Annotated in this window: 14 protein-coding genes; 6 read left to right on the top strand and 8 right to left on the bottom strand. The window is 59.6% G+C overall.

Annotation, left to right across the window (positions count from 1 at the left end; genetic code table 11):
- The first annotated feature begins 8 nt into the window (after positions 1-8).
- The 5 genes from ACXAH3_RS14760 to ACXAH3_RS14740 are packed head-to-tail and all read left to right on the top strand — an operon-like array spanning position 9 to position 5,186.
- Positions 9-1,610, top strand: coding sequence for an ABC transporter substrate-binding protein (locus ACXAH3_RS14760; RefSeq protein WP_474862864.1), 1,602 nt, complete (start codon positions 9-11; stop codon positions 1,608-1,610).
- The gene (locus ACXAH3_RS14755) at positions 1,611-2,666 is read left to right on the top strand and encodes an ABC transporter permease (RefSeq protein WP_474862863.1); all 1,056 of its coding nucleotides are present in this window, start codon (positions 1,611-1,613) and stop codon (positions 2,664-2,666) included.
- On the top strand, positions 2,663-3,589 hold the full coding sequence (nikC, locus tag ACXAH3_RS14750) for a nickel transporter permease (RefSeq protein WP_474862862.1): 927 nt from the start codon (positions 2,663-2,665) through the stop codon (positions 3,587-3,589). Before ACXAH3_RS14755 ends, nikC begins: the two co-directional genes overlap by 4 nt.
- Positions 3,586-4,440 (top strand): ABC transporter ATP-binding protein, encoded by an 855-nt coding sequence (locus ACXAH3_RS14745; RefSeq protein WP_474862861.1) that lies wholly within the window; start codon positions 3,586-3,588, stop codon positions 4,438-4,440. The genes nikC and ACXAH3_RS14745 overlap by 4 nt, the downstream gene beginning before the upstream one ends.
- The gene (locus ACXAH3_RS14740) at positions 4,437-5,186 is read left to right on the top strand and encodes an ABC transporter ATP-binding protein (RefSeq protein WP_474862860.1); all 750 of its coding nucleotides are present in this window, start codon (positions 4,437-4,439) and stop codon (positions 5,184-5,186) included. Before ACXAH3_RS14745 ends, ACXAH3_RS14740 begins: the two co-directional genes overlap by 4 nt.
- An 8-nt stretch (positions 5,187-5,194) precedes the next feature.
- Here the strand turns inward: ACXAH3_RS14740 and ACXAH3_RS14735 are convergent, their stop codons facing one another.
- Positions 5,195-6,085: an AraC family transcriptional regulator gene (locus ACXAH3_RS14735; protein WP_474862859.1), complete on the bottom strand. Its 891-nt coding sequence runs from the start codon at positions 6,083-6,085 to the stop codon at positions 5,195-5,197.
- 154 nt (positions 6,086-6,239) lie between these two features.
- Between ACXAH3_RS14735 and ACXAH3_RS14730 the strand changes: the two genes are divergently transcribed.
- A complete protein-coding gene (locus tag ACXAH3_RS14730) occupies positions 6,240-7,190 on the top strand; it encodes an SDR family oxidoreductase (protein ID WP_474862858.1) in 951 nt (316 codons plus the stop codon).
- Positions 7,191-7,205: 15 nt separating this feature from the next.
- On the opposite strand, the gene ACXAH3_RS14725 is transcribed toward ACXAH3_RS14730, so the two are convergent.
- The 7 genes from ACXAH3_RS14725 to ACXAH3_RS14695 are packed head-to-tail and all read right to left on the bottom strand — an operon-like array spanning position 7,206 to position 14,683.
- A complete protein-coding gene (locus tag ACXAH3_RS14725; RefSeq protein ID WP_474862857.1) occupies positions 7,206-8,354 on the bottom strand; it encodes an amidohydrolase in 1,149 nt (382 codons plus the stop codon).
- 36 nt (positions 8,355-8,390) lie between these two features.
- The gene (mvaD, locus tag ACXAH3_RS14720; protein WP_474862856.1) at positions 8,391-9,395 is read right to left on the bottom strand and encodes a diphosphomevalonate decarboxylase; all 1,005 of its coding nucleotides are present in this window, start codon (positions 9,393-9,395) and stop codon (positions 8,391-8,393) included.
- Positions 9,388-10,296: a mevalonate kinase family protein gene (locus ACXAH3_RS14715; protein ID WP_474862855.1), complete on the bottom strand. Its 909-nt coding sequence runs from the start codon at positions 10,294-10,296 to the stop codon at positions 9,388-9,390. Before ACXAH3_RS14715 ends, mvaD begins: the two co-directional genes overlap by 8 nt.
- A complete protein-coding gene (locus ACXAH3_RS14710) occupies positions 10,293-11,459 on the bottom strand; it encodes a mevalonate kinase family protein (protein WP_474862854.1) in 1,167 nt (388 codons plus the stop codon). Before ACXAH3_RS14710 ends, ACXAH3_RS14715 begins: the two co-directional genes overlap by 4 nt.
- Complete coding sequence (locus tag ACXAH3_RS14705; protein WP_474862853.1) at positions 11,422-12,585, bottom strand: hydroxymethylglutaryl-CoA synthase; 1,164 nt, start codon at positions 12,583-12,585, stop codon at positions 11,422-11,424. The genes ACXAH3_RS14710 and ACXAH3_RS14705 overlap by 38 nt, the downstream gene beginning before the upstream one ends.
- Positions 12,582-13,652 carry a type 2 isopentenyl-diphosphate Delta-isomerase gene (gene fni, locus ACXAH3_RS14700; protein WP_474862852.1) on the bottom strand — a complete coding sequence of 357 codons (1,071 nt, stop codon included), beginning with the start codon at positions 13,650-13,652 and terminating at the stop codon, positions 12,582-12,584. The genes ACXAH3_RS14705 and fni overlap by 4 nt, the downstream gene beginning before the upstream one ends.
- A complete protein-coding gene (locus tag ACXAH3_RS14695) occupies positions 13,649-14,683 on the bottom strand; it encodes a hydroxymethylglutaryl-CoA reductase (protein ID WP_474862851.1) in 1,035 nt (344 codons plus the stop codon). The genes fni and ACXAH3_RS14695 overlap by 4 nt, the downstream gene beginning before the upstream one ends.
- Between the last annotated feature and the right edge of the window lie 368 nt (positions 14,684-15,051).

Raw genomic sequence — 15,051 nt, 5'->3', positions numbered from 1 at the left:
GTTATCTTATGAACTCGCTCACACGCTATATGTCCAGTGCCGCACTTGGGCTGGCCATCGCCGTGACCGCCGCACCTGCGGTGGTGGCGGAAACGCCCGCCAATATGCTGGTGATTGCAAACCGGATTGACGACATCACCACGCTGGATCCGGCGGAAAGCTTTGAATTTGCTGGCTCGGACGTCAGCCGCAACATCTATCAAAAGCTGGTCAATTTTGACCCGATGAACCTTGATGCGGGCTATCAGCCCGAAATCGCGGAAAGCTGGGAAGTCTCCGACAACGGATCGACAATCACCTTCACCATCCGCGATGGTCTGACCTTCCATTCCGGCAATCCGGTGACCGCCGCAGATGTCGAATTTTCGCTGCGCCGCGCGGTTATCCTGAACAAAACGCCCGCATTCATCCTGACCCAGTTTGGCTTTACCGCCGAAAACGTGGCGGACACCATTGTGGCCGACGGCAACACGGTGACAATCAAAACCGACAAGCCCTATGCGACCTCGTTCGTTCTGAACTGTCTGACATCGACCATCGGCGGCGTCGTGGATATGAAAACCGTGATGGCCAACGAAGTTGACGGCGACATGGGCAACGCTTGGCTGAAAACCAATTCCGCCGGTTCGGGTGCTTACAAGCTGGCCAGCTGGAAGCCGAATGAAAGCGTAACGCTGGTATCGAACCCAGACTTCTATCTGGGTGCTCCGGCGATGGAGCGTGTGATCGTGCGCCACGTGCAGGAAAGCGCCTCGCAGCGTTTGCTGCTTGAACGCGGTGACATCGACATGGCTCGCAACCTGAACCCGGAAGATATTGCCGGTGCGCGTGACGCCGAAGGTGTCACCATCCATGACGAGCTGCGTGGCCGTCTGATGTATCTGTCGTTCAACCAGAAACACCCCGAGCTGTCGAAGCCGCAGGTGCGTCAGGCCATGAAGTATCTGGTCGACTATGAAGGGATGCAGAACAGCTTCTTGAACGGTCAGTACACAACCCACCAGAACTTCCTGCCGCGCACCTTCCTTGGTGCCGTGGACGAGAACCCGTTCAGCCTGAATATCGAAAAGGCAAAGGCTCTTCTGGAAGAAGCAGGTGTGCCCGAGGGGCTGGAACTGAACGCTGGTGTGCGCGAGGCGCAAGAGCGGATCGAGATTGCTCAGGCATACCAGAACGCCTTGGCGCAGGTCGGCATTACGCTGAACATCACCGTCGGCACGGCCAAACAGATCTTGGGTGAATACCGCGCCCGCAATCTGGACGTCTATATTGGCGCATGGGGCCCGGACTATCCTGACCCGCACACCAATGCTGGCACATTTGCCTATAATCCCGACAACTCGGACGAAGCGAACGCCACCGGGCTTTTGGCATGGCGCAACAGCTGGGACACCGGTGGTCTAACCGAAAAAACCGCTGCTGCCGTGGTCGAGAATGACCGTGAAAAACGCCAGATGATGTACCAGGACATTCAGGCCGAGTTCCGTGAAACCTCGCCCTTTGCTATTATGTTCCAGAAGATCGAACAGGCCGCAATGCGCGACAATGTGCAGAACGTGAATCTGGGTGGCGCGACCACCGCAGTTTCCTATTGGCCGATCACCAAATAAATGGCGGTCACAGATACTAACCGAGAGAGGCGCCGCGCGCCTCTCTCCTCGTGGGTGAAGCGCGCTCTGCTGACGCTTGGCTCGATCGCTGTGACAATGCTGGGGCTGTTGTTTGTGACTTTCGTCATCGGACGCGTCATGCCCATTGACCCGGTTTTGGCCATCGTCGGTGAACGCGCCTCGCAGTCCACCTATGACGCTGTTTACGAGCAGTTGGGCTTGGACAAGCCACTGATTGTGCAGTTCTTTTACTATCTTTGGGACGTTGTGCGCGGTGACTTTGGCATGTCGCTTCTGAATGCGCGCCCGGTTTCGGAAGACATCGCCCGTGTGTTCCCGGCCACGATGGAGCTTGCCACAATCGGCGTCTTTATCGGCATCGTTCTGGGCGTTCCGCTGGGCGTCGTTGCCGCCGTAAACCGAGGCTCATGGATCGACCAAATCGCCCGCGTCGTGGCGCTGGTGGGCTACTCCATGCCGATCTTCTGGCTGGGTCTGATGGGTCTTTTGGTCTTCTACGGCATCCTTGGTTGGGTGGGTGGACCCGGCCGTTTGGACATCTTCTATCAAGACATCGTGCCAACCCGCACCGGCATGATCCTGATCGACAGCGCCATTGCAGGCGACTGGTCGGTCTTCCGCAATGCCTTCTCGCATATCGTGCTGCCTGCCTCGCTGCTGGGGTATTATTCGCTGGCCTATATCAGCCGCATGACACGGTCCTTCATGCTGGAGCAACTGTCTGCCGAATACGTCACCACCGCCCGCGTCAAAGGCCTGTCTGAACGCGCCGTGATCTGGCGCCATGCCTTCAAAAACATCCGCGTACAGCTGATCACCGTGATCGCGCTCAGCTACGCCAACCTACTGGAAGGTTCGGTTTTGACCGAGATCATCTTCTCGTGGCCGGGCATTGGCAGCTATATCACCACCGCCCTTCTAAGCGCGGATATGAACGCAGTTCTGGGCGGCACCGTGGTCATCGGTCTGATCTTCATCTGCCTGAACATCCTGTCTGATCTGCTGTACCGCGTCTTTGATCCGAGGTCGAAATGAGCGACATGACGACAAACCAACAAAACTGGCGCGCGTGGCTGATGACCGACGCGCCGACCTCGCGACGCCATGCACGACTGGCGAACCTGTATCAGGGATGGCTGACGCTTCGGGGAAACTCGATGGCCATGTTCGGACTGGGCATTTTGCTGGCGCTTCTGCTGGTTGCTCTGCTCGCGCCGTTGCTGTCGCCCCATGATCCGTTCCAGCAAAGCCTTAGCAACCGCCTGCAACCCCTTGGAACAGAAGGGCATATTCTTGGCACCGACAGTCTGGGCCGCGACATCCTAAGCCGCCTGATCTATGGCTCTCGCATCACGCTTTACATTGTGGCCTTGGTCGCACTGATTGCGCCCGTGGCGGGCCTTTTGGTGGGAACGGTCGCCGGATATGCGGGCGGCTGGACCGACACGATCCTGATGCGCATCACCGACATCTTTCTGGCCTTCCCCCGCTTGGTACTGGCGCTGGCCTTTGTCGCCGCCCTTGGTGCAGGGATCGAAAACGCCGTCTTGGCCATTTCGCTGACCGCATGGCCGCCTTATGCACGGATTGCTCGGGCTGAAACGCTGACCATCCGATCCGCCGACTATATCAGCGCGATCCGCCTGCAAGGCGCGGGTGCGATCCGCATCATCACCAAACACATCTGGCCGCTTTGTATCTCGTCCTTGATTGTGCGCGTCACGCTGGACATGGCGGGGATCATTCTGGCCGCTGCAGGCCTTGGTTTCCTTGGCCTTGGCGCGCAACCACCCAGCCCGGAATGGGGCGCGATGATTTCCGAAGGTCGTCGCTTTATTCTGGATCACTGGTGGGTCGCCACCGTCCCCGGCCTTGCCATTTTCACTGTCTCGCTGGCCTTCAACCTGCTGGGCGATGGGCTGCGTGACGTACTTGACCCGAAGGATGGAAGCCAATGAGCCTGCTTGAAGTTGAAAACCTCTGGGTGCGCTTCCCCACCCGTCAGGGCATCTTTGATGCGGTGCGCGGGGTGTCGTTCAACCTAGAACGAGAACGGCTGGGCATTGTGGGCGAAAGCGGGTCTGGCAAGTCGATGACTGGCCGCGCCATCCTGCGTCTGATCCGCAAACCCGGCATGGTCGAAGCTGACGCCATCAAGCTTGAGGGCCAGAACCTTCTGGACCTGACCGAACCCGAGATGCGCGAGGTGCGCGGCCAGAAAATCTCGATGGTGATGCAGGATCCCAAATTCTCGTTGAATCCGGTGATGACCATCGGCGATCAGATCATGGAAGCCTATCTTCTGCACAACAACACCTCGAAATCGCAGGCCCGCGCCAAAGCAATCGAGATGTTGAAGGCCGTGTCGATCCGCGACCCCGAACGGGTCATGCGCGCCTATCCGCATGAAATGTCAGGCGGGATGGGGCAGCGGATTATGATTGCGATGATGCTGATCCCGGATCCGCAAATCCTGATTGCGGATGAACCGACCTCGGCCTTGGATGTCTCGGTCCAGCGGCAAGTGCTTGATATCATGGACAGTCTGGTGAAGGAACGCGGCATGGGCCTGATCTTTATCAGCCACGACCTGAACCTTGTGTCCGAATTTTGTGACCGCGTGCTGATCATGTATGCCGGCCGCATTGTCGAGGTCTGCGAGGCCGACAAACTACATGAAGCCAAGCATCCCTATACCCAAGGGCTCTTGAATTCCTTGCCGCGTCTGGATCAACCACGGAAGTATTTGGAAGTGCTTGAGCGGGACGAGGCATGGACCAAAGAAGACAGCGTACGAGGCACGCGATGACGGCACTATCGATCAAGAACCTAAACGTCTGGTTCGGCGCGCATCATGAACGCGTCGACGCTGTGCGTGACGCTAATTTCGATGTGCAGGTGGGCGAAAGCTTTGGTCTGGTCGGGGAAAGCGGATCAGGCAAATCCACCATCCTGAAAGCCATCACCGGCCTTGCCCCCACATGGTCGGGCGAGATCACCGTCGAAGGCGCTCCCCTGTCCGGCGCCAAGCGGGACCGCGCGTTCTATAAAACCGTGCAGATGGTGTTCCAAGACCCCTATGCGTCGCTGCATCCGCGTCACACCGTCGATCAGGTGCTCAGCGAAACGCTGCATCTTCATGGGATCAAAGACATCGACAACCGCGTGGTCAAGCTGCTGGATGACGTGGGTCTGGGCGGGAAATTCCGCTTCCGCTATCCGCACCAGATCTCGGGCGGGCAGCGCCAACGCGTCGCCGTGGCGCGCGCCTTGGCGGGCGAGCCGGATATCCTGCTGCTGGACGAACCGACCTCGGCGCTGGATGTGTCCGTGCAGGCCGAGATCCTGAACCTGCTGACCGACCTGCGCGACGAACACAAGCTGACCTATCTGATGGTCTCGCATGATTTGCCGGTGATCGGCCATATGTGCGATCGGCTGGCCGTCATGAAAGACGGCGAGATTGTCGAGGTGATGCAAACCGAAGACCTGCGTCAGGGCACGGCGAAGCACGAATATTCTCGGTCTTTGTTGGCCTCGTCAGCGGTGGCCTAACCGCCCGCTTACATCAGACCCATGGGAAGCTGCGCCTCGTTGCTCCACTGTCGCGGAGACTGCCCGTACATGCGTTTGAACTCGCGGCTGAATTGCGAGGGGCTGGTATATCCCACGTCGAAAGCCGCTTCAGATACGGTCTTGCCGCCCGCGATCTGCATTGCGGCGTTGTTCAGGCGCATGGATTTGACGAACTGGATGGGCGACATGGTCGTCGCTTCCTTGAACCGGCGGTGGAACACCGCACGGCTCATCCCGACTTGCGCGGCCATGTCGTCGATGGTGACGGGTTCGTTCAATCGGGTCGAGACATAGTCGATCGTTCGCGCGATTTCGTTGCCAACGCCAAAGGCGCGCTTCGCCGCCGCCCCGGCCTCGCCCATCAGCACGGCATAGTACAGCTCCCGCAGGCGTCCCGGCCCCAGCACTGCCACGTCCAGCGGATTGTCGAGCAGCTCTAACAACCTGACCAGCGCCTGCGTGAAACCCCGATCCCAACGCGCCAGCGCCAAACCTTGTGGCGCGGCGGTCCCGGAATTGCGATGTGCGCCCGTTGCGGTTTCAACCTCAAGCGCCAATTCACGCATCACCCGCGCATCCAGAGAGATCATGACCCCAATCAACGGGTTCTCGGGAGAGGCTTGCGGCGTCCCTGCCTCGACCGGCATTGTCATCGGACACAGCATATATTGGCTGCTGTCATAGACATGATGCGCGCCGTCCAAGATGGCCTCTTTCAGCCCGCTGACGATGGCAACGACGGTGGGTTCATAGACTGCTGGCACGCAGGGCACAGCTTCTGTGACACGAAACAGGTGCACGCCTTTCAGCGCTGTTTCGATCAACCCATCTTCAGGAAGGTGGTGGTCGATAAGGTGTTTGATTTGGTCTTTGCTCATGCGGTCAAGCTGGCACGGTGGATTACACATTACAATGGGGCTGAGACAATCAGGCAAGTATACGCGAGTATTTGATCTGTCTGCGCTGCATGGTGACAGTTATCTACATTTCAGGATAACGCAAAACGCCAGACCCGCTGGCAGGAGAGAGATAATGGCAGATACAACTTTTGGACCCGATGGCTGGACCCCGGATCGCCTTGGCGACCTTACCGGCAAAACCTTCCTGATCACAGGCGCTAATGGCGGTGCAGGATTTCAGGCCGCGCGGACGCTTTTGAACAAAGGGGCCAAGGTGGTGATGCTGAACCGCTCGGCCGAGAAATCGAAAGCCGCAATTGCCGATTTGAAACAAGAGTTCGGCGCGGATACCGATGTCAGCTTTATCCGCATGGATTTGGCCTCGCTTGCGTCGGTGCGCGAGGCGGCTGACGAGGTGCTGAAAACCGTCCCGCAAATCGACGCGCTGATGTGCAACGCCGCCATCGCGCAGGTGCCCGAACAGCGCCTGACCGAGGATGGGTTCGAAAGCATGTTGGGTACCAATCATTATGGCCACTTCCTGCTGGCCGGTCTGCTGTTTGGGCGGATCGAGGACAGCAAAGGCCGTATCGTGGTGGTCAGCAGCCTTGGCTATAACATGGGCATCAAGACAATCCAGTTTGACGATATGAACTGGGACAAGAATTACCACCAGAACAAGACCTATTCGCAAAGCAAGCTGGCGCAGATGATGTTTGCGTATGAGCTTCAGGATCGGCTGGTCGCCGCAGGTAAAACCGACGTTCAGGTCTTGGTCTGCCACCCCGGTTCGTCGCGGACCTCGCTGATTACGACCAGCGGCAATCTGGCAACGCGGATCATGTTCTGGATTATGACCAAACTGCCCATCACACAATCGGCCGAGCGCGGTTCGTGGCCCGAAGTCATGTGCGCGACCGAGGACGGGTTGGAACAACGCGCGCTTTATGGCCCCACAGGTCGCGCACAGTTTGTCGGCCCGGTTGGCCGTGGCACGCTACAGCCCCATGCCTATGATAAGTCCGTCATGGAACGGTTGTGGGCGCTGTCCGAAAAGAAAACCGGGTTCAGCTGGAACCTCTGATCCTGCCAAACAGGCTTAGCCGCCCAGCAGATCCCGTGCGATGCGTTCAAAGATCGAAACACCCGTTGGCAGCAGATCGTCGGGGAAATCATAGTCGGGATTGTGCAGCGCGGCGTAATCCTCGCCCGGGCCCATGCACAGCATCGCGGCCTTGGCGTCCCAACCGAACACGCCGAAATCCTCGGACGCGCGCATGGGCAGGCCAAGGTCTCCGTTTTCGATCCCAAGCGCATCCATCGCGCCAGTGGCAACGCCCGTCGCCTCGGCATCGTTGATCGACACGGCGAAGTCGTCAAACACATCGAACGAGATCTCAAGCCCGGCCTCGTCGGCGAACTTTCGGGCCAAAGCGCGGGCTTCGTCCGCGATGCCCGCCATGGCGTCATCGTGCGCGGTGCGCAGCGTCGCATAGATCACCCCATCCCCCGGCGCGACGCCGAAACTGGGTTCGCCAACTTGGAAGTGGGTCACCGTGACCAGCCGGAAATCATCGTCCAACTTGCCGCCACGGCCCAACGCTTCAAGCGCGGGGACAATTTTCGCAACCGCCTGCGCGGGCGACACGCCGTCTTCGGGATCGGCGACATGCGCGGTCTTTCCCGTCAGCGTGATCCGCAGCCCTTGCGAGGCGCAATTGACCAGCCCGACGCGGGTGGACACAAACCCCCAAGGCCGCCCCGGTTCGATGTGAATGGCAAAGGCCCAATCGGGTTTGATCTGGGCAAAGGCAGGGTCAGCCACCACGGCGCGCGCACCGCTGCCGTCTTCCTCGGCCGGTTGGAACATCAAGACCACGCGGCCCCGTTCAACAGGGCGGCGCGACAGAATACGACCTAGCCCCATCAGGAACATCATATGCCCATCATGCCCGCAGAGATGCCCCTTCCCCGGCACCTCGGACACCCATTCGTTGTCTGATTTTTCCTGAATGGGCAGCGCGTCCAGCTCGGCGCGAAACAGAACCGTCGGGCCATCTTTGCCACTGTCAAACACCGCCGCAACCCCGTGCCCGCCAAGCCCGGTCAGCACCTTGGTAGGCGCAAGCGGTGCCAGTTCCCGCACAATCGTCTTTGCGGTCTCGACCTCTTCCACCGACAGCTCGGGTCGGCGGTGCAGGTCACGTCGCAGCTTTGTCAGCTCGAGCAGATCAGAATTGCTCAGCATTGGACGGCACCCCTTTCACGTATTTTTCTGCAAACCCTACCCCTGCGAGAAGGGCACAATCACCTGCGCCTGCGGGAAGACCTGCTGCACATCCGACGTGGCATCATCCAAGAAAATCAGCTTGATATTCGCGCCCGCATCCATCGTGGCAAAGGCCAAAAGCCCTTCTTTGCGCGCCTGCCACAACCGATCCAACAGGGACCAGCTTTCCGCCGTCAAATAGGTCAGCGCGGGCCGCGCGGCCTGCATGGTGGCGTGCATCGCCAAAGCGTTGGCTTCGACCAAAGCGCCCAAGGTTTGAAAATCCTGCGCGCGGGTGGCGTGCTCGATCGCGTCGCAATCGACCTCGGCCTGCGCGGGCCAGCTTTGGAACAAGGGGCTGGTGGCAACCGTGTGGTTCATCCCATCGCGCGACGAATGCGATTTCGGGCCGATATCCACGGGCAGAATGGCAATGCGAAACGCAGGCCAATGCAGGTCCATCGGACGGGCGAAACTGTCGCCGCCATCCTCGCGCGCGCCCTTATCCCAGCGCACAAACCCATGCCACAGCGACCTTGTGGCGCTCCCGCTGCCCAGCCTTGCAATCAGGCTCATCTGCGCCTCGTCCAGCACGTCGTTCAGGCCGAAACTTCCACACAACGCGCGGGTCAGCGCGGCAAATCCCGACGCCGAGGATGCAAGCCCTGCAGCCGTCGGAATGGTGTTATTGGTTTCAATCCGCAAAGGGGTGCCACCGTCGCCGCGAAACAGGTCCGCAAAGCGCAGCGCCTTGGCGGCGAAGGGCGTGTCCAAGGACAACGCCTCGCCGCCCAAAGTCACGTGATCCTGCCCATCCTCGGACGGGCCGACCTGCGTGTGCGACCCCCATTCTGCCAGAGAAATCGAGAACGAGCTGTTCAGCGGCAGGTTCCGGGCACGGTCACGTTTGCCCCAGTATTTCGACAGGGCGATGTTGCTGGGCGCATAGGCCGCAAATTCTTGCGGGGCACTTGCGGATGCCATCGCCGTTTGGATCACCTGTTTGGCTGCGTCATTCATGAATGATCAATCCTTCCATGGCCAGTTCGGCCTTTGTGAACCCATCAGGCACCGCCCCCAACGCGACCACGCAATCCCCAAGCCCCGAGCCCGAGATCTTGGCTGCCAGCAGGTCGGGATCCCTGCCCGCATCCGCGATGATCTGCGCCAAGGTCTGATCGCACACGCCAAGCTGCTCCATCAATGTCTGATAGGCGGTCAGGCTGGCTGCAAAACCGGGCCAGTTCAGGGCCTCGGCGGCAGCGATGGCGCGCTCGGCCTCGGCTCCCATTTCGGCATAGAGGTCCTGATAGGTCTGCTCGTTCCCTCGCATCCGATCCGCGATCAGGGCCAGCACCTCGGCCGTGGGCGTTTTGTATCCCGCGTATCGCAGCGCCAAAACAGGAGGGGTCGGCAAGCTGACAATCTGCGCGGCGGGTGGCGCGCGATAGCTGATCATGCCGCCCGTCAGACTGGCCGCCAAATCCGCCCCGCTACCGCGCCCTTGAATGTCTTGAATGATCGACACGGCGGTTTGATGAATGTCGGCAACGCCCGCGCCAGTGAATGCGCCAAGCGCACCCAAAACGGCAATGGTGACCGCCGCCGAAGATCCAAGCCCAAGCGTCGGGTCGACTTGGGACGTGATGGTCAGGTCAAACCCCGTCGGGATGTGGGTTTGATGCGCGGCGATGCAGGCCAGAACAAAGCGATACGCATGCGACTTGGGCAGCGCATCCAACGGTGCCTCCAATGGGTCCGCGATCTGCGAAGCGATCCGCACCATCCGGTCCGCACGTTCCGTCAACACAACCGTCACCCGCTGTTCAACGGCCGCAACAATCGCGCGGTGGCCATAAACAACGGCATGTTCGCCAGTGATCATGATCGATCCCGGCGCGCTGGCTGTGATCCGCCTCATAGGCGCGGTCCCTCGGTCCCAGTGTCGTGGACAGGTGCCGGGCCCGAGCTGGCGCCTTTTGGTGCCATACGCAATTTGGACCACGTTTTTCCGGGGTGGCTTTGCATCAGCCCGACCATTGCGTCGTGGTCTTTCAGACGTACCAACACCGCGCCGCCGCCCGCGCCTTTGACGGATCCAGCGCCGCATATCTTGGCCCCGCCACCAAGGGCAGAAATCTCTTTCACGAAATCCTGCGCAGGCTCGGGCACGACGCCAATCCGCTCTAGTAACGACTGGTTTTCCCGCAGCACGGGGATCACGTCACCGCCATCCGACAAAGCCTGCGTTAATGCGTTGGTGCAGGTGGCAAAAGCCTGCCACAACGCGGTGTCCTTCTGGTGCTGCGCCCGGACCTGAGCCACGCATTCCCCGGTCGAGCTTTCGGGCCGCCCATGCAGGACCCAGTACCAACCGTCGCCTTCTTCCAGCCCATGTGCGGCATCGACGCTTGGGACGCTCAAATCGCCATTGTGGACCTGAACAAGCCCCCCGCGCACCACGGCAGCAGCGTCAATCGGACCTGCCTTGCCGTGTTTCAACCGCTCGCAAAACCGCACCCGCTCATAGCGTTCATCCAGCGTTTTATGGCGGTCCAGTAGGGTTTCAAACAGAACCGTCGTCGCCGCAACCACCGCCGCCGACGACCCAAGCCCCGCACCAATCGGAAGGTCCGACCGGCTGGACAATTGCCCCGGATAAGGCAGATGCCCCACAGCCCCGAACCCCGAAACCGACGTGCCCTTGCTGCCTTCATGGTCCTGCAACAAAGACGACAGCGTATAGACCGCCAAATCGTCGGGATGAGTCAGAATTTCATGCACCAAAAGCTCGCCGCGTTTGAACTGGTCAAACCGTTCGTCCAGCGTGGTCTTCAGCTTGTGCAGCACCTTGAAAGGATAGTTCACGCCCGAGGACAGGTTTTCAAACGCGGTGCGCAAACCTTCGCCTGGGCCTTGGGGGATGAACTCGACCTCGGTGTATTGCGCAAGCGCCATCGCCAGCGCGGGCCCGCCGTAAAGCACGGAATGCTCGCCCGACAGGATCAGCTTGCCGGGCGAATGGGCGATCGACACGCCCGATGCCTCAGGCGGTTTTGTCGACGTAGATGCGCTTGTGATCATCAATGCTTGCCAGTCTATAGCGCCCCCGGGCCTCGTCAGCCAGGATCAGCTCTTCGCCATCTTTTGCCTCGGGTGCACCCCAAAGCTCAACATAGTCTTCATAGCTGACGGAAACACGGTCGTCCAAGATGGCTTGATGCTGCTCGGTGAACAAATGGTCCTGATAGCCTGGCACGACCGTTGCATCGAAGAACTCGCCCGTTGCTCCAGAACCATAGGAAAACAGGCCGATGGACTTGCCCGACAGATCCTCGTCCGCGTTTTCCAAGGTCGAGATCAGCGCCAGATAGATCGACGCGGTATAGCTGTTGCCCACCACGCGGTTATACAGCATCCCCGGCAGCGCCTGATCCATGTCCAAGGTCGCCTTGGCGTTTTTCGCCAGATGACGGTGCGCCTTTTCCCCCATGCGCGAGAATGGCAAGTGATAGCAGAAGCGCGAAAACTCTTCATAAGATTTGCCGCCATTCGCCTCGTAATCCCGCCAAGCTTCGACCAAGGCGTTCAGATACCGCAGGGTCGAGAACTTGCCGTCAAACAACGGGGTACGGCGGTGGTTTGGCCGCCAGAAATCCATGATGTCTTCGCTGAACAGACCCGACACCGCGCCGATTTCCAGCACTTTCGGATCTGCGCTAATCAGCATTGCCACAGCGCCCGCGCCTTGCGTCGCCTCGCCCGAACTGTCGCGGTCATAGCGCGCCACGTCCGAGGCAATCACCAGCACCTTGCGGTCAGGCCGGCGCGCGACATAGCTGCAGGCCAGTTGCAAGGCGGGCGTCGCGGAATAGCAGGCTTGCTTCAGTTCCACATTGCGACAGTTCGGGGACAGACCCAGCAGACGGTGTACATAGATGCCCGCTGCCTTGGACTGGTCGATGCCCGTTTCGGTGGCGAACAGAATGGTGTCGATCCCGTCGACCCCATAACGATCAATCAGCGGGCGCGCGGCCTCGGCGGCCATGGTCACGATGTCTTCGTCATGGCCCGGCAGCGCAATCTTGTCCTGCCCGATCCCGCGCGAAAACTTCTCGGGGTCAATCCCCTGCTGTTTGGCCAAAGTTGCCAGACTTATATATCGGTGAGGCGTGTAAAAGCTGATCGCCTCAATGCCAGTTTTGATCATTTTGTTCCGTCTTCTACCGAATGAATAAGTGAGGTGTTCCCCGCAAGGCCGCGAATATCCGCTGCTCCCAAAAGGAACATGGCAGTCGTGAACTCTTTTTGGAACTTCCTAATTCGTCGCACCACGCTGTCGCTTGAATCTTGAGCAGCCGCCAAAAACGGCGCGGCAACGCCGCACAAGTCCGCCCCCAGTATGACGCTTTTTGCCATATCTACGCCGTCGCGAATACCGCCGCTGGCGATCAGAGTGGATTTCGTCGCGTAACCCGACAGGGTTTTGCGCGCGCCAATGACGCTTTGCACTGTCGTCAGACCCCAGTCCTGAAAGACCAGCCCCAGATCGTCATCATCCTCGGACCGGCGGTGATATTCGATCCGGCTCCAAGATGTGCCGCCCCGCCCCGCCACATCGAAATGGCGGATGCCCGCGTCAAACCCAAGCTCGACGTCTTTTCTGGACAGGCCCGATCCGACCTCTTTCAACACAACGGGGACGTCAAGCTCGCGCGCCACATGGGCGATCTTTTCTGCCAGACCCGAGAAATCCCGATCCCCTTCGGGCTGCACAGCCTCTTGCAGCGGGTTCAGGTGCAGATAAAGCGCATCGGCGTTCAGTACCTCGACCGCCGCGCGGCAGTGGTCGACGGTGAAGCCCTTGTTCAGCTGCACCGCACCCAGATTTGACAGAAGCGGCACGTCAGGTGCAAATTCGCGCAGGGCAAAGCTGGATTTCGCATCCGGGTCGGTGAACATCACGCGCTGCGATCCAACGGCCATGGCAATCCCAGTTTCTTGCGCGGCGATGGCCAGATTGCGGTTGATCCGCAGACACTCATCACCCGCCGCCCCGGTCATGGACGAGATCACCAGCGGAAACGACAGAGGCTTGCCCAGAAAGGTGCAGGACGGATCAACCGCGTCCATGTCCAGTTCCGGAAGCGCACGATGTGTCAGCGTAATGTCGTCAAAGCCGCTGGCCTGACGTTCCACTTGCGGGTCGGACTGAAGCGCACGGATGTGCTCCAGCTTGCGCCCCGCGACGCTGCGATCAACCGTGTCTTTGCTCACCGTTCCATTTCCATATGCGTCCGTACCAGTTCCCCCGGATTTGTCTGCGCTGCCAGAAGCGACAATTCCCCACACAGCACCACAGCGGCACAAATCCCCGCCAGACGCCGTGCGTTTTCCCCTGCAGGCCGGTCTTCCTTGCAGCCCATTCGCGCAAGGTTTTCTTCGACCACTGCGTTGCCTTTGCCCGCGCCCACCGATCCCATGATCAGGTTGGGCAAGGTACAGGCGAAATACAGGTCTTCACCGCGCTTCTCGCAGGTGACCAACCCCTGAGATCCCTCGATAATGTTCGCAGCATCTTGCCCGGTGGCCAGATAGAATGCCAGCAACATATTGGCAAAATGCGCGTTGGCACTGCGCAGTGACCCCGCCAGATTACCACCGACATAGTTTTTCTCGTGGTTCAAAAGAACCATCTTGTCGGCATCCGTGCGCAGCATCCGCGTCAGGATTTTCCGCGGGATCTCGATCTCGGCGATCATGTATTTGCCGCGTCCCAGCAGGCCGTTGACGGCCGAGGCCTTCTTGTCGGTGCACAGATTGCCGGAAATGGACGAATAGCTCAGCTCGGGCTGATCGGCTAGGATCCACTCCAGCACCGCCTCGGCGGCCTTGGTCACCATATTGTGCCCCGACGCATCCCCCGTCGCGCATTCCACGCGCACAAATAGAAGATTGCCCGCGATCTGCCGGTTCAGCTTTACAAGGCGGGCGAAACGGCTGGTGGTGGCGATGATTTCGGCCACCTTGTCGAACTGCGCTTCAATCCGGTGCCACGCGGCGACAGCAGCAGCACCTGACGGCGCCCGCAACGCGATGGATCGCGACATGCGTTCATCCACCATAGAAACCTGAATGCCGCCGCTGTACCGCGACACACCCGCGCCCCGGTCCGTCGACGGCCAAAGCGGGGTTTCAAAGGTTGCCAAGGGCACGCTGACCTCTCCGTCGACCACATCGCCTTTTAATACAAGCGGACCAACCCAGCGGGTCGGGATTGGCGTCAAGAACGTTTGCTTATCGCGCACTTTGTTACCCTCTTCGTCTTTCAAACCCTCTTACCAAAGGGCGAAAGGCACGTTTGAATTCGTATCCAACAAGCAGGCGTTGGCATATCGATACGTGCATATACGTTCGCAACACCGGCGGCTAGTTCTGTGCCTCACTACATATAATTTTAACGAGGCACCACCGGTTTTCCCTGAACGCTGCGGCAGTGGGCGGAAATGATAAAGCAGGATGGGCTATGGGCTGGGGCTGGGGCTAAACCTAAAATTTCAAACGCGGCGATGACCCGTCCCATCTTCCCAACACAGGCTTGATCCCGATGCACCTGAAATATGGGGGATGAATTTTGCCGCGCGTCAACTATGCTGGGTCCGGGGTGCTGACAAAT

The sequence above is a fragment of the Aliiroseovarius sp. ABM4_368 genome (genome assembly GCF_056161205.1).
This window is presented reverse-complemented; position numbering and strand designations above follow the sequence as displayed.